The organism is Streptomyces sp. SGAir0957 (assembly GCF_043523415.1).
The window spans coordinates 3,850,448-3,870,501 of the sequence record NZ_CP027293.1 but is presented as its reverse complement, the minus strand read 5'-3'; the positions used below and the strand labels follow the sequence as shown (position 1 = coordinate 3,870,501).

The window sequence follows — 20,054 nt, the reverse complement described above, 5'->3', positions numbered from 1 at the left end:
CGGCCCGAGGCGGCCGCCTGACCTACGGGATGCAGCTGCCGGTCCAGTCGCAGAGCACGATCTACGCCGAACCGTGGGAGGCGGGCGCGGGCACCGCCGAACTCGCGGAGATCGCCCGCGCCGCCGACCGGGGCGGCTTCGACTACATCGCCTGCTGCGAGCACGTCGCCATCCCGCGCCGCCTGGCCGACGCGATGTCGACCGTCTGGTACGACCCGGTCGCCACGCTCGCCTTCCTGGCGGGCGTCACCGCACGCGTCCGTCTCCTCACCCACGTCGCCCTCGTCGGCCTGCGCCATCCCCTCGCCTCCGCCAAGCAGTACGCGACCCTGGACCATCTCAGCGGCGGCCGGCTGATCCTCGGGGTCGGGGCCGGCCACGTCCAGGAGGAGTTCGAGGCGCTGGGGGCCGACTTCGGGCGCCGGGGCGCGGTCCTCGACGAGACGGTGGACGCGCTGCGGGCGGCCCTCGGCCCGGACGAGTTCCCCGTGCACAAGGGGGAGCGCTACGCGTTCGAGGGGCTGGGGCAGCGGCCACGGCCCGCGCAGGCGCGCGTCCCCGTCTGGGTCGGCGGCTCGTCGGCGCCCGCCGTCCGCCGCGCCGCGCTCAAAGGCGACGGGTGGCTCCCGCAGGGCGACCCGCGCGACCGGCTCCCCGAGCAGATCGCGACCCTGCGGCGGCTGCGCGCGGAGGCAGGCGTCGAGGCGCCCTTCACCGTCGGCGCCCTCACCGAGCCGCTGTACGTGGGCGTGCCCGGCTGGGACGTCGGGCGGCGCACGCTGTCCGGCGCCCCAAAGGCGCTGGCGGAGTCGCTCCGCGCGTACGCGGCCATGGGCGTCGACCAGATCCAGGTCCGTTTCCGGAGCCGGTCGTGCGCCGAACTGCTCGACCAGATCGCCGCCTTCGCGGCCGATGTCGTACCCGAACTCGACTGAGGGGCAGGAACTGATGGGCAAGCTCGACGGGCGCGTCGTCATCGTCACCGGTGCGGCGCGCGGGCAGGGCGAGCAGGAGGCGCGGCTGTTCGCGGCGGAGGGCGCGCGGGTCGTCGTCGCCGACGTGCTCGACGATCAGGGGGAGAAGGTCGCCAAGGAGATCGACGAGAGCGTCGGCGCGGGGAGCGGCGGTGCGAGGAGCGGTGGCGCCGCCCTCTACGTCCATCTCGACGTGAGCGAGGAGGCCGACTGGGCCGCCGCCGTCACGGCCGCCAAGGACGCCTTCGGCAAGATCGACGGGCTGGTCAACAACGCGGGCATCCTCCGCTTCAACGCACTCGTCTCGACGCCCCTCGACGAGTTCCAGCAGGTCGTGCGGGTCAACCAGGTCGGCGCCTTCCTCGGTATCAAGACGGTGGCACCGGAGATCGCGGCGGCCGGGGGCGGCTCCATCGTCAACACGGCGTCGTACACCGGCCTGACGGGGATGGCGTACGTGGGCGCGTACGCCGCCACCAAGCACGCGATCGTCGGCCTGACCCGGGTCGCGGCCCTGGAGCTGGCGTCGAAGGGGATACGGGTGAACGCCGTCTGCCCCGGCGCCGTCGACACCGCCATGAGCAATCCGGCCCAGCTCGACCCGGGCTCCGACCTCGCCGAGTCCGGCGAGGCGCTCGACCGCTACTACCGCGAGCTCGTCCCGCTCGGACGGGTCGGGCGGCCGGAGGAGGTGGCGCGGCTCGCGCTGTTCCTGACGGCGGAGGAGGACTCGTCGTACATCACGGGGCAGCCCTTCGTGATCGACGGGGGGTGGCTGGCGGGGGTGTCGGTCCTCTGACCCCGCTCGCGTCGGTCCTCCGACCCCACTCGCCCCTGAGCTGACGGTGTATCAGCTATTGACGCTCCACGGGCTCGGTGGAACAGTCGGGGCATCCGATCTGACGTACCGTCAGAAACTGACGAGGACGGTGAACCTCCTTGGAATTCGGCCTCTTTGTACAGGGATACGTGGGCAAGCAGGCGCTGACGGACCCGACCGCCGAGCACCGCGCGCTCATGAACGAGACCGAGTACGTCATCCAGGCGGACCAGTCCGGCTTCAAGTACGCCTGGGCGTCCGAGCACCACTTCCTGGAGGAGTACTCGCACCTTTCCGCCAACGACGTCTTCCTCGGGTACCTGGCGCACGCGACCGACCGGATCCACCTGGGCTCGGGGATCTTCAACCCGCTCGCCCAGGTCAACCACCCCGTGAAGGTCGCCGAGAAGGTGGCCATGCTCGACCACCTCAGCGAGGGCAGGTTCGAGTTCGGCAGCGGGCGCGGGGCCGGCTCCCACGAGATCCTCGGCTTCATCCCCGGCGTCACCGACATGAACCACACCAAGGAGATCTGGGAAGAGACCATCGCCGAGTTCCCGAAGATGTGGCTCCAGGAGGAGTACCCCGGGTTCCAGGGCAAGCACTGGTCGCTGCCGCCCCGCAAGATCTTCCCCAAGCCGTACGGGACGTCGCACCCGGCCATGTGGTACGCGGCCGGGTCCCCGCCCTCGTACGCCATGGCCGCCCGCAAGGGGCTCGGGGTGCTCGGCTTCAGCGTCCAGAAGGTCTCCGACATGGAGTGGGTCCTTGAGCAGTACAAGACGGCGATCCAAAACGCGGAGCCGATCGGGGACTTCGTCAACGACAACGTGATGGTGACGTCCACGGCCATCTGCGCCGAGACGCACGAGAAGGCGGTCGAGATCGCCGTCAACGGCGGGCTCAACTACCTGCAGTCGCTGGTCTTCCGCTACCACGACACCTTCCCGCGGCCCGACGGCATCCCCGAGTGGCCGGAGATCCTGCCCGAGTACACCGCCGAGATCATCGAGCTGCTCATCGCCGAGGAGCTGATGATCTGCGGTGACCCGGACGAGGTGCTCCAGCAGTGCAAGCGGTGGGAGCAGGCCGGGGCCGATCAGCTGTCGTTCGGGCTGCCCATCGGGATGGGGCACGAGGAGACGCTGAACTCCATCCGGCTGATCGGGGAGCACGTGATTCCGAAGATCGATACGGATCCGGTCCACCGGACTTCGCGGTTCCGGGCGGCCGGGGTCTGACTTGCTGAGCCGCCCCGGCTTCTCTCCTCCCGGACAGGGGAGCCGGGGCCCCTTGTCGCTGAGGTCGCGGGGCTCCGCCCCTGGCCCCGCTCCTCAAACGCCGGAGGGGCTTGTATCTGACTGCTGGAGAGGCTGGGTAGGGATCGTGCTTGATCACCTCATCACCGGGGCCACCGTCGTCGACGGGACCGGAGCGCCCGGGTTCGTCGCCGATGTGGGGATCCGCGACGGGCGGATCGCCGTCGTCGCCGAACCCGGGGCCGTCACCGAGGAGGCCCGGAGCAGTGAGGACGCCACGGGGCTCGTGCTCGCGCCCGGGTTCGTCGATCCGCACACCCACTACGACGCCCAGCTGTTCTGGGACCCGTACGCGACGCCGTCCCTGAACCACGGGGTGACCACGGTCGCCGGCGGGAACTGCGGGTTCACGCTCGCGCCGCTCCACCCCGACCGGCCCGAGGACGCCGACTACACGCGGCGGATGATGTCGAAGGTCGAGGGCATGTCGCTGGTCGCCCTTGAGCAGGGCGCGCCGTGGACGTGGAGTTCGTTCGGGGAGTACCTGGACGCGCTGGAGGGGCGGATCGCCGTCAACGCGGGCTTCATGGTGGGCCATTGCGCGCTGCGGCGGTACGTGATGGGACCGGAGGCGGTGGGTGGTCAGCCGACGCAGGAGCAGTTGACGGCCATGCTCGACCTCTTCCACGAGGCCATGGACGCGGGCGCCTGGGGCTTCTCCACCACCCAGTCCTCCACGCACTCGGACGGCGACGGAAAGCCCGTCGCCTCGCGCCACGCCCTGCCCGCCGAGCTGATCGCCCTGAGCCAGGCGGTCGGGGAGCACGAGGGGACGCAGATCGAGGCGATCGTCGCCGGGTGCCTGGACCAGTTCAGCGACGCGGAGATCGACTTGTTCGTGGAGATGAGCGCGGTCGCCGGACGGCCGTTGAACTGGAACGTGCTGACCGTCGACGCCGCCGTGCCCGAGCGCGTGCCCCGCCAGCTCACGGCGAGCGAGCGGGCGCGGAAGGCGGGCGGCAGGATCGTCGCCCTGACGATGCCGATCCTGACGCCGATGAACATGTCGCTCGGCACGTTCTGCGCGCTGAACCTGATCCCCGGCTGGGGAGAGGTGCTGGGCCTGCCGGTGGAGGAGCGGATCGCGAAGCTCCGGAACCCGGACGTGCGCGCCGAGATGCTGCGACGGGCGGACAGCAAGGAGGCGGGGGTCTTCCGGCGCCTCACCGACTTCGGCCGTTACGTCATCGGGGACACGTACGCCGAGACGAACGCCGGGCTGACCGGGCGGGTCGTCCGGGACATCGCGGCCGAGCGGGGCCAGGAACCGTTCGAGTGCCTGGTCGAGATCTGCGCCGCCGACCGGCTGCGGACGGTCCTGTGGCCGATGCCGACCGACAACGACCCGGCGTCCTGGGCCCTGCGCGCCGAGACCTGGCTCCACGAGGACGTCATGCTCGGCGGCTCCGACGCGGGCGCGCACCTGGACCGGATGTGCGGGGCCCCGTACACGACACGGTTCATCGGGGACTGCCTGCGGGGCCGGAAGCTGATGGGCCTCGAAGCGGCGGTGAAGATGCTGACCGACGACCCGGCGCGGTTGTTCGGGCTGCGGGAGCGCGGGCGGGTCCGGGAGGGCTTCCACGCCGACCTGGTCCTCTTCGACCCGGAGACGATCGACGCGGGCAAGGCGACGCTCGTCCACGACCTCCCCGGCGACAGCCCCCGCCTCGACTCGAAGGCCATCGGCATCACGGCGGTCTGGGTCAACGGCGTCGAGGCGATCCGGCACGACGTGGTCAGCGGCGCCGTACCCGGCAAGGTGCTCCGCTCGGGCCGTGACACGCGGACGGTGAGCACGAGGTGAGCGCGCCTCCGGAGCGGGGGCTCCTCATCGGCGGCGAGTGGGTCGAGCCGGACGGCGGTTACTACGACGTCGTCGACCCGGCGAGCGAGGAAGTCGTCGGCCAGGCGCCCGAGGCGTCCCGGCGGCAGGTGTACGAGGCCGCGCGCGCCGCGCGTGACGCCTTCGGCGCGTGGTCCCGTACGGCGCCCGGGGAGCGGGCGGCGATCCTCGACCGCGCCGCCGACCTCGTCCAGCGGGACTTCGCGGAGCACGCGCGCGTGGCGCAGGCCGAGAGCGGGGCGACGGTGGGGACCGCGCGGGGGATGCAGGTCGCGGTGGGCGCGGCCCGCTTCCGGCGGTATGCGCGGGGCGCCCTCGAACCGGTCGAGGAAGGGTTGCCGCCGCAGATCAACGAGGCGGGCCCGATGGGCGGGGCCGGGGTGATCGGCGCGCTGGCGGTGCGCCACCCGGTCGGTGTCGTCACCTGCATCACCTCCTACAACAACCCGTGGGCGAACCCTGCGGGGAAGATCGCGCCCGCGCTCGCCATGGGCAACACGGTGCTGGTGAAACCGGCGCCGCAGGACCCGCTGTCCGTGTACCGGATGGCGGCGGCGCTGGCGGAGGCGGGGGCGCCGCCGGGCGTCGTCAACGTCGTGAGCGGCGCGGAGGTGGGGGTCGGGGAAGCCGCCGTCGACTCCCCGGACGTCGACATGGTCAGCTTCACGGGCTCGACGGCCGTCGGGCAGCGCATCGGCGAGGTCTGTGGCCGTGCCATGAAACGGCAGTTGATGGAGCTGGGCGGGAAAGGCGCCGCGATCGTCTTCGGCGACGCGGACCTCGACACGGCCGTCGCGGGGATCGGGACGACGTACTCCTTCTACAGCGGCCAGATCTGCACGGCGCCGACACGGGCGATCGTCCACCGCTCGGTGTACGAGGAGTTCGTGACGCGGCTGGCGGCGTACGCGGGTCTGCTGCGGGTCGGTGATCCACGGGCCGAGGGCACGGTGATCGGCCCGGTGATCTCGGCGGCGCACCGGGACCGGGTGGAGGCGTACGCGGAGCTGGGCCGGAAGGAGGGTGCACGGGTCGTCGCCGGTGGCGTGCGCCCCCCGGACCTGGACCGCGGGTTCTATGTCGCCCCCACGCTGCTCGCCGACTGCACCCCCGACATGCGCGTGGTCCGTGAGGAGATCTTCGGCCCGGTCGTCGCGGTGGTCCCGTTCGACGGCGACGAGGACGAGGCGGTGGCCCTCGCGAACGACTCCGCGTACGGGTTGATCGACTACGTGTGGACCGGGGATGTGGCGCGCGGATTCCGCGTGGCCCGTCGCTTGCGGGCCGGCGGCGTCGGCGTGAACACGATCGGCCGGAACATGGAGGCACCGTTCGGCGGGTTCAAGAAGAGCGGCGTGGGCCGGGACGTGGGCTCGTACGCGCTGCACGCTTACAGCGAGGTGCAGTCGATCGTGTGGCCGGGGTGAGAGTGCGGTCGGGTTCGGGTGGCGTTCGACTTCAGGGTGCTGAGGAGAGCGGAGTGCGGGGATGACGGCGCCCCGCACTCCGCCCCCGCATCTCAGTCCCCGAGCACCGGCAGCAGTTCCGGCAGATGCCCGTCCGATGCCGCCGCGGCCCGGACCCGCTCCTCCGGGACGGATCCGTACAGGGTCGTGCGGGGCTTGGCCGGGCGGCCTGCCGCGTCCGCTACCGCGATCAGGTCCTTGACCGACTTGTAGGAGCCGTAGGAGGAGCCCGCCATCCGGGAGATCGTTTCCTCCATCAAGGTGCCGCCCAGGTCGTTCGCGCCGGAGCGGAGCATCTCCGCCGCGCCCTCCGTGCCCAGCTTCACCCAGCTGGTCTGGATGTTGGGGATGTGGGGGTGGAGGAGGACGCGGGCCATGGCGGTGACCGCCCGGTTGTCGCGGGTCGTCGGGCCGGGGCGCGCGATGCCCGCCAGGTAGACCGGGGCGTTCGTGTGGATGAAGGGGAGCGTCACGAACTCCGTGAAGCCGCCCGTCTCCTGCTGGATCGCGGCCAGGGTGCGGAAGTGGCCGAGCCAGTGGCGGGGCTGGTCCACATGCCCGTACATCATGGTGGAGGAGGAGCGGATGCCCAGGGAGTGGGCGGTCTTGATGACCTCGATCCACGTCGCCGTGGGGAGCTTGCCCTTGGTCAGGATCCAGCGGACCTCGTCGTCGAGGATCTCCGCGGCCGTGCCGGGGATCGAGTCGAGGCCCGCTTCCTTCGCCGCCGTCAGCCATTCGCGGATGGACAGGTTGGTCCGCGACGCCCCGTTCACGACCTCCATCGGGGAGAAGGCGTGGACGTGCATGCCCGGGACGCGTTCCTTCACGGCCTTCGCGATGTCGAAGTACGCGGTGCCGGGCAGGTCCGGGTGGATGCCGCCCTGCATGCAGACCTCGACCGCGCCGACGTCCCACGCCTGCGCCGCCCGGTCCGCGACCTGGTCCAGCGAGAGCGTGTACGCGTCCGCGTCCGTGCGGCGCTGCGCGAACGCGCAGAAGCGGCAGCCCGTATAGCAGACATTCGTGAAGTTGATGTTCCGGGTGACGATGTAGGTGACGTCGTCGCCGACCACCGACGTGCGGATGTCGTCCGCCACCCCGCACAGCGCGTCCAGCGCCGGGCCGTCCGCATGGAGCAGGGCGAGCGCCTGGTCGTCTGTGAGGCGGGTCGGGTCGTCGGCCGCCACCGAGAGGGCTTCGCGTACGTCGGCCTCGATGCGGGACGGGACCATGCCCGGCGCCGCCTGTTCGCGCAGCGCCTCCCAGTCGCCGTACACCTCGTCGAAGTCGTCACGCCGGTCCGACGTGCGGCCCTCCGTGTCGATGGTGCGGTGCAGGTCCGTGCGGCCGGTGGCGGTGAACTGCTCGTCCGGTTCCTGCCACGGGCGGCCGGTCACGGGGGCGTCCGCGATCGCCAGGCCCGTCTCCGGGTCGGCCAGGGCGCGTACGTGTGGCATCAGGCGTGGGTCGAGCCATGGTTCGCCGCGGGTGACGAACTCCGGGTAGACGCAGAGGCGTTCGCGGAGCGTGAAGCCCGACTCCGCCGACCGCGCCGCCAGTTCGTCCAGTCGAGGCCAGGGCTTCTCCGGGTTGACGTGGTCGATCGTCACCGGGGACACCCCGCCCCAGTCGTCGATCCCCGCGCCGATGAGACGCGCGTACTCGCCGTCGACGAGGTTGGGCGGAGCCTGGAGGTTGCCCGACGGGCCCATGATGTGGCGGGCGACCGCCACCGTGGCGACCAGGTCGTCGAGGTCCGCGTCCGGCATACCGCGCATCGCCGTGTCCGGCTTGGCGCGGAAGTTCTGGATGATCAGTTCCTGCACCGAGTGGTACGAGCGGGCTACGCGGCGCAGCGCGAACAGCGACTCCGCGCGCTCCTCGTACGTCTCGCCGATACCGATCAGCAGGCCGCTGGTGAAGGGGACGGAGGAGCGGCCCGCGTCCTCGAGCACACGCAGTCGTACCGCCGGCTCCTTGTCGGGCGAGCCGTAGTGCGGCATCCCCGGCTCGGACCAGAGCCGTTCCGCCGTCGTCTCCAGCATCATGCCCATGGACGGCGCCACCGGCTTGAGCCGCTGGAAGTCCGTCCAGGACATGACCCCCGGGTTGAGGTGCGGCAGCAGACCCGTCTCCTCCAGGATCCGGATCGATATGGCCCGCACGTACGCGATCGTGTCGTCGTAGCCGTGCGCGTCCAGCCACTCGCGCGCCTCCGGCCAGCGGTCCTCCGGCTTGTCGCCGAGCGTGATCAGCGCTTCCTTGCAGCCGCGTTCGGCGCCCTTGCGCGCGAGGTCGAGGACCTCGTCCGGCGACATGAACATCCCGTGCCCGGCGCGCCGCAGCTTGCCGGGCACCGTCACGAACGTGCAGTAGTGGCACTTGTCCCGGCACAGCCGCGTCAACGGGATGAAAACGCTCTTCGAGTACGTGATCACACCCGGCCGGCCCGCCGCATCGAGGCCCGCGTCGCGCACCCGCGCGGCGGACGCCGTGAGGTCCGTCAGGTCGTCGCCGCGCGCCTGCAGGAGGACGGCGGCCTCGGTGACGTCGAGAGCGACACCGTCTCTGGCCCGTTTGAGCGCGCGGCGCATCGCGTTGGCGGTGGGGCGGTCCGCCTGCGGCTGTGTCTGGGGTCGGTCCTCGCTGCGTACGGCGTCGTCCGGATCACTCATGTAGCGAGCATACGAGTGGATGTGTCTCATACGTACTGGTCCAGGCCGTCCAGCGCCTTGAGCACGGTCCGCTCGTCGCCCGGTGGCAGTTGCAGCACCACCTCCGCCACACCCTGCTCGGCGTAGTGCGCGAGCTTGCCCGGCGTCGGCACGACCGCGTACGGGACGACCTCAAGGGCCGCCGGGTCCCGTCCCGCCGCCTCCCACCGCGCCCGCAGTTCGGGCAGCGTCCGGCTCAGACCGCCGCCCCCGATGGGCATCCAGCCGTCCGCGTACGCGCAGATGTGGCCGAAGAGGACCGGGCCCGCCGCGCCGCCGACGAGGGTGCGGGGCGCGCCGCCGCGGACGGGCTTGGGGAAGGCGTGGCTCGCGCGCACGGACCGCCGCCCGGGCCCGTGCGCACCCTCGTACGGGGTCGGGTCCGCGGCCCACAGCGCACGCATCAGGCCGATCCGGTCCCGGGTGAGCTCCCTCCTCGTACGCCACTCGACACCGTGATCGGCGGCTTCCTCCCGGTTCCAGCCGAAGCCGACGCCGAGCGTGAAACGGCCGCCGGAGAGGTGGTCGAGCGTGGCGACCTGCTTCGCGAGGACGATCGGGTCGTGCTCGGCGACGAGCGTGACGCCGGTGCCGAGCGCCAGCCGCTCCGTGACGGCGGCCGCCTGCCCGAGCGCCACGAACGGGTCGAGAAGGCGGGTGTACTCGCGGGGCAGGTCGCCGCCGTTGGGGTACGGGGTGGCGCGCTCGGCGGGGATGTGGGTGTGCTCGGGAAGGTAGAGGCCGTCGAAGCCGCGCTGTTCGAGTTCGCGGGCGAGGCGGACGGGGGTGATGGTCTCGTCGGTCAGGAAGATCGTGGTCGAGATCCGCATGCGGGCATTCGTAGCGCCGGGGGCCCGAGGAGTCCATGGCCGACGACATACGCGTCATCCGCCGCCCCCCTTCCCTTGCACGGGAGTTCACGGCTCAATGCCAGGGTCGCACCCGTCACACCCGACCTTCAGGGGAGCCGCGATATGTGCACCGACGACACGAACGAGCAGGCGCCAGGTATGGGCAGACGGTCGTTGCTCGTGACCGGCGCCGCCGGCGCCCTTACGCTCACCACCATGAGCTTCGCCAGCGCCGCCGAGGGCTCGCCCGAGGGCTCGGAGTCCACCAAGACGCTCAAGGGAACGCTGCCGCCGGGCGCGCCGGACTACGTGTACCTGCCGGTGGAAGTGCCGCGCGGAGTACGCGAGATCAAGGTCGCCTACACGTACACGAAGGCGACGGTCCCGCCCGGCACCCAGAACAACGCGCTGGACATCGGCATCTTCGACGAACGCGGCATCGCGCTCGGCGGCAAGGGGTTCCGCGGCTGGTCGGGCGGCGCCCGCACGGAGTTCTTCCTCCGCGCGGACGACGCGACGCCCGGTTACCTCCCGGGTCCGGTGCGCGCGGGGACGTGGCACATCGTCCTCGGGCCGTACACGGTGGCGCCGGAGGGGCTGCCGTACGAGGTGACGGTGACGTTGACGCACGGGGCGCCGGGGAAGGCGCCCGCCCGTACGTATCCGCCGAGCCGCGCGCGTGGACGCGGCCGGGCCTGGTACCGGGGCGACTGCCACCTGCACACCTGGTACTCGGACGGGCGCCGCACCCCGGCCGAGATCGGCGCGCTCGCCCGCGAGGCGGGCCTGGACTTCATCAACACGTCCGACCACAACACGCACTCCTCCCACGCCCACTGGGCGGACGTGGCGGGCGACGACCTGCTGGTGCTGATCGGCGAGGAGGTCACGACGCGCAACGGTCACGTCCTGGCGCTCGGCGTCGAACCGGAGACCTTCGTCGACTGGCGCTACCGGGCGCGGGACAACCGCTGGGCGACGTACGCGCAGAAGATCCGGCGGGCGGGCGGTCTGGTCGTGCCCGCGCATCCGCACGCGACGTGCATCGGCTGTGGCTGGAAGTTCGGCTTCGGCGAGGCGGACGCGGTGGAGGTGTGGAACGGGCCCTACACCCCGGACGACGAGATCTCGCTCGGTGACTGGGACAACACACTGATCGCGTACACCCGTTCGGGGCGCCGGACGGGCTGGATCCCGGCCATGGGCAACAGCGACGCCCACCGCGACCCGGACCGCGTCGGCGGCCCCCAGACGGTCGTCCTGGCCGACGACCTGTCCCGCGACGCGATCCAGGCGGGCATCAAGGCGGGCCGTTCGTACGTGGCCGAGTCCAAGGACGTGGAGGTCGCCTTCACGGCGACGGGCGGCAAGGGCGCCCACGCGGGCATCGGCGAACGGCTGGCGGTGGCGCTGGACACGCCGGTGACGGTTCAGTTGTCGGTGAAGGGCGCACCAGGCTGCACCCTCCACCTGGTGACGGACCAGGGCACGCTGTTCACCTCCCCCGCGCTGCCCGCCTCCGGCGAGTCCACGGTGAACTGGCGCACGACCCCCTCGTACGCGGCCTACGTCCGCGCGGAGATCCGCCACCCCTCGACGGCCCCGGGCCTCCCCGGCGCCCTGGCGGCGTTCACGAACCCGGTGTTCCTGGGCGAGTGACGAGCGGTCCCGCGGGTCAGCGGCCCAGGTCTCGGCCCAGTTGGGCGTTCGGCTCGGGGGCGTGGAGGGTGGCGGGGCCGAAGGAGGTGATGGCTGTGGTCGTCAGGCCTGTCGCGGTGCCTCGCAGGGTCCAGGCCGCGCCCGAGTCGCGGTAGGCGCCGTCCTCCAGCGGGGCCGCGGCGGTGAGGTCGGCGTGCCGGTCGCCGTCGAGGTCGGACAGCAGGACCTGGAGCCCGAACTGGTCGCCCTTCTCGCTGGCGCCGGGGACGCCGGCGGTGGACTGGTGGAAGGCCTGCGCGCCGGTGCCGGTCAGACCGCCCCTGCCGCCCTTCAGGAGGACGACGGCGCCCGCGTCGGTGACGTCGCCGATGGCCTCGCCGGGGACGCCGACGGCGATGTCCGCGAACCCGTCGCCGTTCACGTCACCGGCGGCGATGTCCGTCCCGAACCGGTCGCCGCTCTCACCGCTGCCCGGGACGCCGTTCGTCTCCTGCGTGATCGCCGTCGTACGGGTGGTGGAGGGTCCGGCGGCGCTGCCGTACAGGACCCGGACTGTGCCCTTCTCGTAGGCGATGTCCTCGTAGTTGTCGCCGATGTCGTGCACGACGAGATCGCCGTAACCGTCCCCGTCGACGTCGGCGACGGCCCCCGCCAGGCTGGAGGTGAGCGAGGTCGAGGTGTGGGAGACGCCCTCCTTGCCGCCCTTCCAGAACTTGCTGGCGTACGCCATCTCCTCGAAGCCGTGGCTCGTGACGATGTCGTCCGCGCCGTCGCCCGTGACATCGCCGACCACGAAGTCCTGCGGGCCGAAGGTCTGGCTCGTCACGATCCGGTCGGTGCGGGCGGCCGCGCCGGTCGTTCGCTCGAAGGGGCCGTACGAGACGGTCATCCCGGCGTCGTCGTTGTCCGGGTCGTCACTGCGGGGGTAGTCGTCGGTGACCAGGTCACGGTGGCCGTCCCCGTCGAAGTCCCCGACGGAGAACAGTCCGGAGCCGCCCGGCAGGCCGACCGCCCCGGTCCCGCTCAGCCCCGTCGCGGAGCCCCACAGCACGACGGGGTGCGCCCCGTTCACCGACCCGGCGACGAGGTCCGTGAAGCCGTCCCCGTCGAGGTCACCGGTGGCGGTCCGCTCCCCGAAGTACTCCCCGCCGGCCGACGCCCCCGGCACCCCGGCGGAGTCCCGGCTGAGCACGCGCGCGTGGGCGACATCGGCCCCGTTCCCCGACCCGTGGACCACCGCCACGACCCCGGCCCCCTGCTGACCGCCCACGGCACTGCCCGGCGCGCCGAGCGCGAGGTCCGCGTAGCCGTCGTGGTTGAAGTCGGTGACGGGGGTGCGGGGCGGAATCGGTGCGGCGGGGGCGGCCGCGGCCGTGGTGACCGTCAGGCCGGTCGTGGCGGTGAGGGTGGCGGTGAGGGCGGCGGTGAGGGTCAGGGCGGTCAGCAAAGTGCGGCGCACGTGGGCTCCCGGTGACGTCGAGGTGGATACGCGGGAAACACCGGCATCCATACATCCATAGGGGAGACGGTCGGGGCGTGCGAAGCGTTGTACGGCTTCCGGAACGGATTCGACGGCCCTAATTCGCGCGCCTTCTGTCAGTGCTGGTTGTTAGCCTCCTGCGGTCCGTGTGCGGAGCGTGCGGAGACGAGCACAGCGGGGTCAATGGGGAGGGGTTCAACTTGACTGTCGGAAAGCGTAGTTCGGGAAGGCTCAGACGGGCGGCGCTGGTGTGCTCGGCGACGCTGGTGGTCGTCGGGGTGCCGTCGGGTGGGGCTCTCGCGGCTGACAACCTGCCGCCCGCGCGGCCGCTTGTGCGGGATCTGGGTACGGGGGGCAAGGACTGTGCCACAGGAGCGGACCGGCCGTACGTGTCGGAGCCGCCGAGGCTGACCGCCGTGCTGTACGACCCGGAGGAGGACAACCAGCCCGCCGAGTTCAACTCCGTACGGGGCGCGTTCGAAGCGTGGTGGACCGGCGCCGACGGAGCGGTGCAGCGCAGGACCTACACGACGAACGCGACGTCGTCGGGCTCGACGCAGGCGTGGCGGATGCCGGACGACGTGCCGCCGGACACCGTCGTGTCGTGGCGGGTGCGGGCGGACGACGGGACCGCCGTCTCCCCGTGGAGCTCCGAGGACGGCGGCTTTGTCTGCGAGTTCGTCTACGACGACGAGAACCCGGCGAAGCCGGTCGTGTCGTCACCGGAGTATCCCGAAGAGCAGTGGATCGAGGGCGTCGGCAGGTACGGCACCTTCACCCTGGACTCGCCGTCCGACGACGTCGTCTCCTACCGCTACTGGTGGCTCGGCGGCTCCTACGACTACGCGCGGCCCGAGGAACCCGGCGGCCCTGCGACCGTCCGGTTCCTGCCGCTCCGTCAGGGGACGGAAACGCTCAGAGTGGAGGCCGTCGACCGATCCGGTCGTGTGAGCGACCAGACGGACTACAGCTTCTTCGTACGGGCCGGCCGTGCCCCGGTGGCCCACTGGGGCCTCGCCGACGCCGTGGGTGCGAAGTCGGCCGCCGCCGAGACCGGGCCGGTCGCCCGGGCCGGTACCGGAGTCGCCTTCGGCGCCGCGGCGCCAAGTGGCACCGCGCTGAAGACCACCGCGCACCTGGACGGTACGGGGCACGGGTACCTGACGCCCGGCACGGCGGTCGTCGATACGCGGCACACCTTCGCCGTGGGCGGCTGGGTGCGCCCCGGGCGGACGGACGCCGTACGGACCGTGGTCAGCCAGGACGCGGGCAGCGCACCCGGTTTCACCCTGGGCCTGCGGCAGGACGGCACGTCACCGGTGTGGGTCTTCGGGTTCGGCGGGGCGCAGGTGACCGGCGGCGCCCCCGAAGCCGGCGAATGGGCGCACGTCCTGGGTGTCTACGACAGCGTGACCGGCCTGGCCACGCTGTACGTGAACGGCCATGAGGTGGGCACACCGCAGGCGGCGACGCCGGCCGAGGCCGCGGGACCCTTCCAGATCGGTCGGGCCCGTGGTGCGAGCGGGTACCGGGACCGCTGGGACGGCGACGTGGGTGACGTACGGGCATTCGACCGGGTGGTCGTCCCGGGGGAAGTGGCGGAACTCGGGTTGCGTAAACCGGAGTTGCGCGGCCACTGGTCGCTGGAGGACGCCCAGGGCGGCATGAGCCCTGAACTCTACGGAGGCGCGCCGCTCGGGCTGTCCGGCGGTGCCACGATCCTTCGTTCCTCGGGGGACGACTGCTGGATGGACCCGGACTGCGTCCCCGATCTCGCGCTCGTGGGCGACGGACACCTGGAGCTGGACGGGGCCACCGGACACGCGGCCTCGGCCGGGCCCGTCGTGGACACGGACGACAGCTTCACCATCGGTGTGACGGTCCGTCTCGCCGACGCCGACCCCGACCGTCCGATGACGGTGCTCTCGCAGGGGGGTGAGAACACGGACGCGTTCAAGGTGCGCTACGTTCCCGCGAGCCACGTCTGGCAGCTCGTGGTGACCGACGGCGACGAGGCCGGCGCCGCGGAGACGGTCGTCGCGCGGGCGGCGGTCGCCGACGGTGGTGAGGGCGCCGGGCAGCGGTTGGCCGTCGTGTACGACGACGCGACCGACCAGATCAAGCTCTTCCTGGACGGTTACACCAGCGACGACGCGACCGTGTCCTTTCACGGGGCATGGCACAGCACCGGAGGGCTGCAAGTCGGGCGCGGTCACGTCGGTGACGGCTGGGGCGAGTATCTGCGCGGTGCCGTCGACGAGGTGCACGCCTTCTCCGGCGCGCTGAGCGACAGCGAGATCTTGAGCCTGGGCTTCGGCGTGGAACCCTGCCTCTGCTGAGCCGTCGGGCGCCGGACGCAGTGACGTGCGGTGCCTGTACGCCTTCGCTAATTGGGCAAAGTCTGTCTCATGTGATTTCGGGGGCGTCTCTTCGCATAAGTGGCGAGGTCATATCGGTCGCTCAAGCGAACGTTCCCGGTCGCGTTCGGTCGATTACAGTGCTGCCCGGAGGAGGGGATCCCATGGGCGCACCGGTCGCCGCCGCGGCCGTCTGGGGCCGCGTCGAGCAGCAGGACTTCCGCAGCCGGGTACGGGGCACGCTGCTCGGTGCCGCGCTCGGCGACGCCTTCGGTGCCCCGCTCAACGGGCTCACCCTCGAAGGGATCCGGGAGGCGCACGGCGCCGCCGGACTCACCCGGCTCGTACCCGCGTACGGACGTACGGGCGCCGTCACCGCGGCGACGCAACTCGCGCTGTTCAGCGTCGACGGGCTGATCCGGGCGCAGGTGCGCCGCGACACCGGGGCCTGGCATCCGCCCACCGACGTGCACCGGGCCTACCTGCGGTGGGCCGCCACCCAGCGGGACTGGGGGCCCGACGAACGCCGCAAAGAAGACGGCTGGCTGGCGCGCGAGGAATGGCTGTACGCGCGGCGCGGAGCCGCCCAGGCGTGCCTGCTCGGGCTCGGCAACGACGTCATGGGGACGCTGGACAAACCGAAGAACCCCGAGGCCGTCGGGGCCGAGGCGGTGACGCGGTCGGCGCCGTTCGGGCTGCTCGTCGGGTGGGAGCCGCAGCTCGTGCTGCAACTGGCCGTCGAATGCGCCGTCCATACGCACGGTGCCGCCGAGGCGTATCTCGCCGCCGGGGCGTACGCCGTGATCGTGCATGCGCTGGCGCGCGGGGAGTCGCTGGACGCGGCCGTGCAACGGACTCTCGTGCTGCTTGCCGCGCGGCCGGGGCATCCGCCCGTCGTCGAGGCGCTCAAGCACGCGGTGGGGGCGGTGCGGCAAGGGATGCCGAGTCCCTCGCGGGTCGGGGAACTGGTCGGCGAGGGCGGGGCCGTGGGGGCGCTCGCCGCCGCGGTGTACTGCGCGCTCGTCGGGGAGGACATACGGCACGGGCTCGGGCTCGCCGTCCACCACGATGGGCCGTCCGCCGCGGTGGGGGCGTTGTGCGGGGGGCTGCTCGGGGCGCTGCACGGGGAGACGGCGTTGCCTCCGGCGTGGGTGGCGGAGTTGGAGGGGCGGGCGACGATTCTGTTGCTGGCGGACGATTTCGCGATGGAAATGACGCAGGGCGCTGCGCTGCATGGACCGGGGGTCTCGTCCCCGGGGTGGCTTACGCGGTATCCGCGGGCCTGAGAGTGGGGGCGTGGGGGGGCGGGGCCGCGCCGGGGTACCTCCTCGGCCGGATAGGCCTCATCCCCCACGGTCCGCCATAGGCGAGTGAGCCTGGACTGCATTCCCGCGGAGTCCTGCGGGGGCACCCCGACACGTCCCCTCCCGTAGCAACGCGAGTGCACCCCGGTGCCCCGTCCGGTCACCGACCAAGGCCCACCCCGCCCCGCCTTGGGCAATCTGCCGCCTGGGGCGGCAGGGTGGGCAAGGCGGCACCCCGGCGCCGGGGCACCGTGTGAAGAGGCGTCTGCAAGGACCCCGTGGCTTCGGCAAGCGCCGCGGCACCGTGCAGACAGGCCCCCGCAAGGACCCGGTCGCCTCGCGCAGCGCAGCGCAGGGGCACCGTGCCGGCAGGCCCCCGCGACGGCCCGGCACCCCCAGCGCCGCGGGCCCGTCCAGGACAGGCCCGCACAACCCCTAGAGCCGCCGCACCTCATCCCCCGCCACCGTCGGAGACGGAATCGCCCCGATGGCGCCCGCCCCGTCGTCATCCGTGTTGAGGCGTTCGATCAGCGCATCCCGCTCAGGTGTGTCCTCCGGCTTGATGAAGCCGATGACGATGTAGAGCAGCAGCGAGACGGCGAGCGGGATGGAGACCTGGTACTGGAGGGGGACGCCGCCGTCGACGTTCCAGCTGATGGGGTAGTTGACCAGCCAGAAGGCGATGAGCCCCATCGCCCAGCTGGTCAGCGCCGCGGTCGGCCCGGATTTGCGGAACGGGCGGAGCAGCCCGAGCATCATCGGGATCGCGATCGGCCCCATGAGCCCGGCGACCCATTTGATGACGACCGTGATGATGTCCTTGAAGGTGGGGGAGTTGACCTGTGTCGCCACCGCCATCGACAGGCCGAGGAAGATGACGGTCGTGAGGCGCGCGGCCAGCAGGCCCTTGCTGCCGATCCACTGCTCCTTCGCCTTCTTCGACAGCGCCGGCGCGAGGTCCCGCGTGAACACCGCCGCGATCGCGTTCGCGTCGGAGGAGCACATGGCCATCGTGTGGGAGAAGAACCCGACGATGACGAGGCCGAGGAGCCCGTGGGGGAGGAGTTGTTCGGTCATCAGGCCGTACGAGTCCGAGCCGTCCGGCTTCTCTGCCTTGACCAGGAGCGGTGACACCCACATCGGGAAGAACAGGACCACCGGCCAGATCAGCCAGAGGACGGCGGAGAGGCGGGCCGAGCGGGTGGCTTCGCGGGGGCTGTTGGTGGCCATGTAGCGCTGGGCCTGGTTGAGCATGCCGCCGTTGTATTCGAAGAGCTTGATGAAGAGGAAGGCGAGGAGGAAGACCGTGCCGTACGGGCCGACCAGTGGTCTCCCGTGGCCTGCCAGTTCCGGTTCGTCCCAGACGCCGAAGATGCCGCCGAAGGGGCCCAGCTTGGAGACTACGGCGACGAACATGGCGATACCGGCGATGAGTTGGATGATGAACTGGCCGAGTTCGGTGAGCGCGTCCGCCCAGAGGCCGCCGATGGTGCAGTAGACGGCGGTGATGGCGCCGGTGATCAGGATGCCTTGGTTGATGGAGATACCGGTGAAGACGGCGAGCAGGGTGGCGATGGCGGCCCATTTGGCGGCCACGTCCACGATCTTCAGCAACATGCCGGACCAGGCGAGCGCCTGCTGTGTCCCCAGGTTGTAGCGGTTCTTGAGGTATTCGAGCGGCGAGGCCACGTGCAGCCGTGAGCGCAGCCGGTTGATGCGCGGCGCGAACAGGTTGGCGCCGATGGCGATGCCGAGCGCGATGGGGAAGGACCAGGTGATGAAGGACGTGACGCCGTACGTGTACGCGATACCGGCGTATCCCGTGAACATGACGGCGCTGTAGCCGGACATGTGGTGCGAGATGCCGGAGAGCCACCAGGGCATCTTGCCGCCGGCGGTGAAGAAGTCGCTGACGTTGTCCACGCGTTTGTGCGACCAGACGCCGATCGCGACCATGATGCCGAAGTAGCCGATGAGCACGGCCCAGTCGAGACTGTTCATGTGCCCCCTCCAGGGGTCCGCCTTGTGAACGTTGCGGCTCTTCGTCAGTACGTCCGTTCCAGCGGGCGCCCCCTTGCGGGAGTGGGGACTTCCGGGATTGAACCGCTTGTTCGGGCGGCCGGTCAAGAGTTTCATGGGTCATGGATGTGAACCCAGATCAGCAAGTCGAACGATTTTGCATTTTCGTTACTCGACGGGGAGTTGTCGTGAACGTGACGCCGCCCACACGATGAGCGGGCACTTCGTCAGTAGCCGCACACACGCGAACGACCGCACGGGATGCGGGTCCCGTGCGGTCGCGCAACGACCTGGAGGAGGGGATCGATCGCCCTCGACTCGCCGTTCATACCTTTCTTGTGCCGCCCGCTCACACCTTCCTGATGCCGCCGGCTTCTACCTCCCTGATGCCGCCCGCTCATACCCCCTGATGCCGTCCGCTCACGCCTCAGCGCATCAGCTCTCCCGCGTTCACCAGCAGCTGTTGGCCCGTGATCGCCCTCGCGCGGTCCGACGCCAGGAAGATCGCCGCGTCCGCCACATCGCCGTCGGTGGCCAGCTCCGGCAGGGCCATCCGTTCGGTCAGCCTCCCCAGGACCTCGTCCTCCGGCACCTGTTCGGTGTGCGCGGTGAACTGGACGTACGCCTGCACCGGCGGGCCCCACATCCAGCCGGGCAGCACCGTGTTGACCCGGATCCGGTGCGGCCCCAGTTCGCGCGCCAGCGAGTACATCGCGCTGGTCAGCGCCCCTTTCGATGCCGCGTACGCGGCCTGCCGCACCTGGGAAGGCGCGGCCACCGCCGACTGCGTCCCGATGATGACGACCGCGCCGCCCTGCTCCTTGAGCGCGGGCAGGCAGGCCCGGGTCATGCGCAGGGTGCCGAGCAGGTTCACGTCGATGACCTGGCGCCACGTCTCGAAGTCCGCGTCCTGCAGGCCGCCGAAGTAGCTGTCCCACGCGGCCACGTGGACCACCGCGTCCACCCCGCCGAACCGCTCCCGCGCGAGCGCCGCCAGCGCCTCGCACTGTGACTCGTCGCCGATGTCCGTCGCCCGGTACGCGGTCCGGGCGCCCTCCGGGTCCAGTTCGGCCGCCGTCTTCGCGAGGTTGGCCTCGGTGCGCGCGCCGAGCACCGCGTTGCCGCCGTCGCGCACGACGGCCGCCGCCACCTGGTGCCCGAGCCCGGCGCCGACGCCGGAGACGATCACGGTCTTGCCGGCGAGCAGCTCACCTGTGCCCATGGGGCCTCCCGAGTCTGGCC

General features: G+C 71.4%; 13 protein-coding genes. 8 read left to right on the top strand and 5 right to left on the bottom strand.

What is annotated here, in order from left to right; translation table 11 throughout:
* The first annotated feature begins 29 nt into the window (after nt 1-29).
* The 5 genes from C1N81_RS22200 to C1N81_RS22180 all read left to right on the top strand — a co-directional run bounded on the left by C1N81_RS22200 (nt 30) and on the right by C1N81_RS22180 (nt 6,386).
* Nucleotides 30-935: an LLM class F420-dependent oxidoreductase gene (locus C1N81_RS22200; protein WP_394438146.1), complete on the top strand. Its 906-nt coding sequence runs from the start codon at nt 30-32 to the stop codon at nt 933-935.
* 13 nt (nt 936-948) lie between these two features.
* Nucleotides 949-1,773: an SDR family NAD(P)-dependent oxidoreductase gene (locus C1N81_RS22195; RefSeq protein WP_394431737.1), complete on the top strand. Its 825-nt coding sequence runs from the start codon at nt 949-951 to the stop codon at nt 1,771-1,773.
* Nucleotides 1,774-1,913: 140 nt separating this feature from the next.
* Nucleotides 1,914-3,035 (top strand): LLM class flavin-dependent oxidoreductase, encoded by a 1,122-nt coding sequence (locus C1N81_RS22190; protein WP_394431735.1) that lies wholly within the window; start codon nt 1,914-1,916, stop codon nt 3,033-3,035.
* A 145-nt stretch (nt 3,036-3,180) separates the two neighbouring features.
* Nucleotides 3,181-4,920 carry an N-acyl-D-amino-acid deacylase family protein gene (locus C1N81_RS22185; protein WP_394431733.1) on the top strand — a complete coding sequence of 580 codons (1,740 nt, stop codon included), beginning with the start codon at nt 3,181-3,183 and terminating at the stop codon, nt 4,918-4,920.
* Complete coding sequence (locus C1N81_RS22180) at nt 4,917-6,386, top strand: aldehyde dehydrogenase family protein (RefSeq protein ID WP_394431731.1); 1,470 nt, start codon at nt 4,917-4,919, stop codon at nt 6,384-6,386. The genes C1N81_RS22185 and C1N81_RS22180 overlap by 4 nt, the downstream gene beginning before the upstream one ends.
* A 92-nt stretch (nt 6,387-6,478) precedes the next feature.
* Here C1N81_RS22180 and C1N81_RS22175 read toward each other — a convergent pair whose 3' ends face one another.
* Nucleotides 6,479-9,103 carry a bifunctional FO biosynthesis protein CofGH gene (locus C1N81_RS22175; RefSeq protein ID WP_394431729.1) on the bottom strand — a complete coding sequence of 875 codons (2,625 nt, stop codon included), beginning with the start codon at nt 9,101-9,103 and terminating at the stop codon, nt 6,479-6,481.
* Nucleotides 9,104-9,129: 26 nt separating this feature from the next.
* Nucleotides 9,130-9,972: an LLM class F420-dependent oxidoreductase gene (locus tag C1N81_RS22170; protein ID WP_394431727.1), complete on the bottom strand. Its 843-nt coding sequence runs from the start codon at nt 9,970-9,972 to the stop codon at nt 9,130-9,132.
* 144 nt (nt 9,973-10,116) lie between these two features.
* Between C1N81_RS22170 and C1N81_RS22165 the strand changes: the two genes are divergently transcribed.
* A complete protein-coding gene (locus tag C1N81_RS22165) occupies nt 10,117-11,652 on the top strand; it encodes a CehA/McbA family metallohydrolase (protein ID WP_394431725.1) in 1,536 nt (511 codons plus the stop codon).
* A 16-nt stretch (nt 11,653-11,668) separates the two neighbouring features.
* On the opposite strand, the gene C1N81_RS22160 is transcribed toward C1N81_RS22165, so the two are convergent.
* Nucleotides 11,669-13,111: an FG-GAP-like repeat-containing protein gene (locus tag C1N81_RS22160; protein ID WP_394431723.1), complete on the bottom strand. Its 1,443-nt coding sequence runs from the start codon at nt 13,109-13,111 to the stop codon at nt 11,669-11,671.
* A gap of 410 nt (nt 13,112-13,521) precedes the next feature.
* Here C1N81_RS22160 and C1N81_RS22155 point away from each other — a divergent pair, with 410 nt between their 5' ends.
* Both C1N81_RS22155 and C1N81_RS22150 read left to right on the top strand, forming a co-directional pair.
* Nucleotides 13,522-15,471 carry a LamG domain-containing protein gene (locus tag C1N81_RS22155; protein WP_394431721.1) on the top strand — a complete coding sequence of 650 codons (1,950 nt, stop codon included), beginning with the start codon at nt 13,522-13,524 and terminating at the stop codon, nt 15,469-15,471.
* A gap of 182 nt (nt 15,472-15,653) precedes the next feature.
* Complete coding sequence (locus C1N81_RS22150) at nt 15,654-16,775, top strand: ADP-ribosylglycohydrolase family protein (RefSeq protein ID WP_394431719.1); 1,122 nt, start codon at nt 15,654-15,656, stop codon at nt 16,773-16,775.
* 453 nt (nt 16,776-17,228) lie between these two features.
* On the opposite strand, the gene C1N81_RS22145 is transcribed toward C1N81_RS22150, so the two are convergent.
* On the bottom strand, nt 17,229-18,794 hold the full coding sequence (locus C1N81_RS22145; RefSeq protein WP_394431717.1) for a sodium:solute symporter family protein: 1,566 nt from the start codon (nt 18,792-18,794) through the stop codon (nt 17,229-17,231).
* Nucleotides 18,795-19,239: 445 nt separating this feature from the next.
* Nucleotides 19,240-20,034, bottom strand: coding sequence for an SDR family oxidoreductase (locus tag C1N81_RS22140; RefSeq protein ID WP_394431715.1), 795 nt, complete (start codon nt 20,032-20,034; stop codon nt 19,240-19,242).
* Between the last annotated feature and the right edge of the window lie 20 nt (nt 20,035-20,054).

Coding starts and splice junctions, on each gene's coding strand:
- C1N81_RS22195 (WP_394431737.1), top strand. CDS start 949: ATGGGCAAGCTCGACGGGCGCGTCGTCATCGTCACCGGTGCGGCGCGC.
- C1N81_RS22140 (WP_394431715.1), bottom strand. CDS start 20,034: ATGGGCACAGGTGAGCTGCTCGCCGGCAAGACCGTGATCGTCTCCGGC.
- C1N81_RS22150 (WP_394431719.1), top strand. CDS start 15,654: ATGGGCGCACCGGTCGCCGCCGCGGCCGTCTGGGGCCGCGTCGAGCAG.
- C1N81_RS22200 (WP_394438146.1), top strand. CDS start 30: ATGCAGCTGCCGGTCCAGTCGCAGAGCACGATCTACGCCGAACCGTGG.
- C1N81_RS22165 (WP_394431725.1), top strand. CDS start 10,117: ATGTGCACCGACGACACGAACGAGCAGGCGCCAGGTATGGGCAGACGG.
- C1N81_RS22145 (WP_394431717.1), bottom strand. CDS start 18,794: ATGAACAGTCTCGACTGGGCCGTGCTCATCGGCTACTTCGGCATCATG.
- C1N81_RS22170 (WP_394431727.1), bottom strand. CDS start 9,972: ATGCGGATCTCGACCACGATCTTCCTGACCGACGAGACCATCACCCCC.
- C1N81_RS22175 (WP_394431729.1), bottom strand. CDS start 9,103: ATGAGTGATCCGGACGACGCCGTACGCAGCGAGGACCGACCCCAGACA.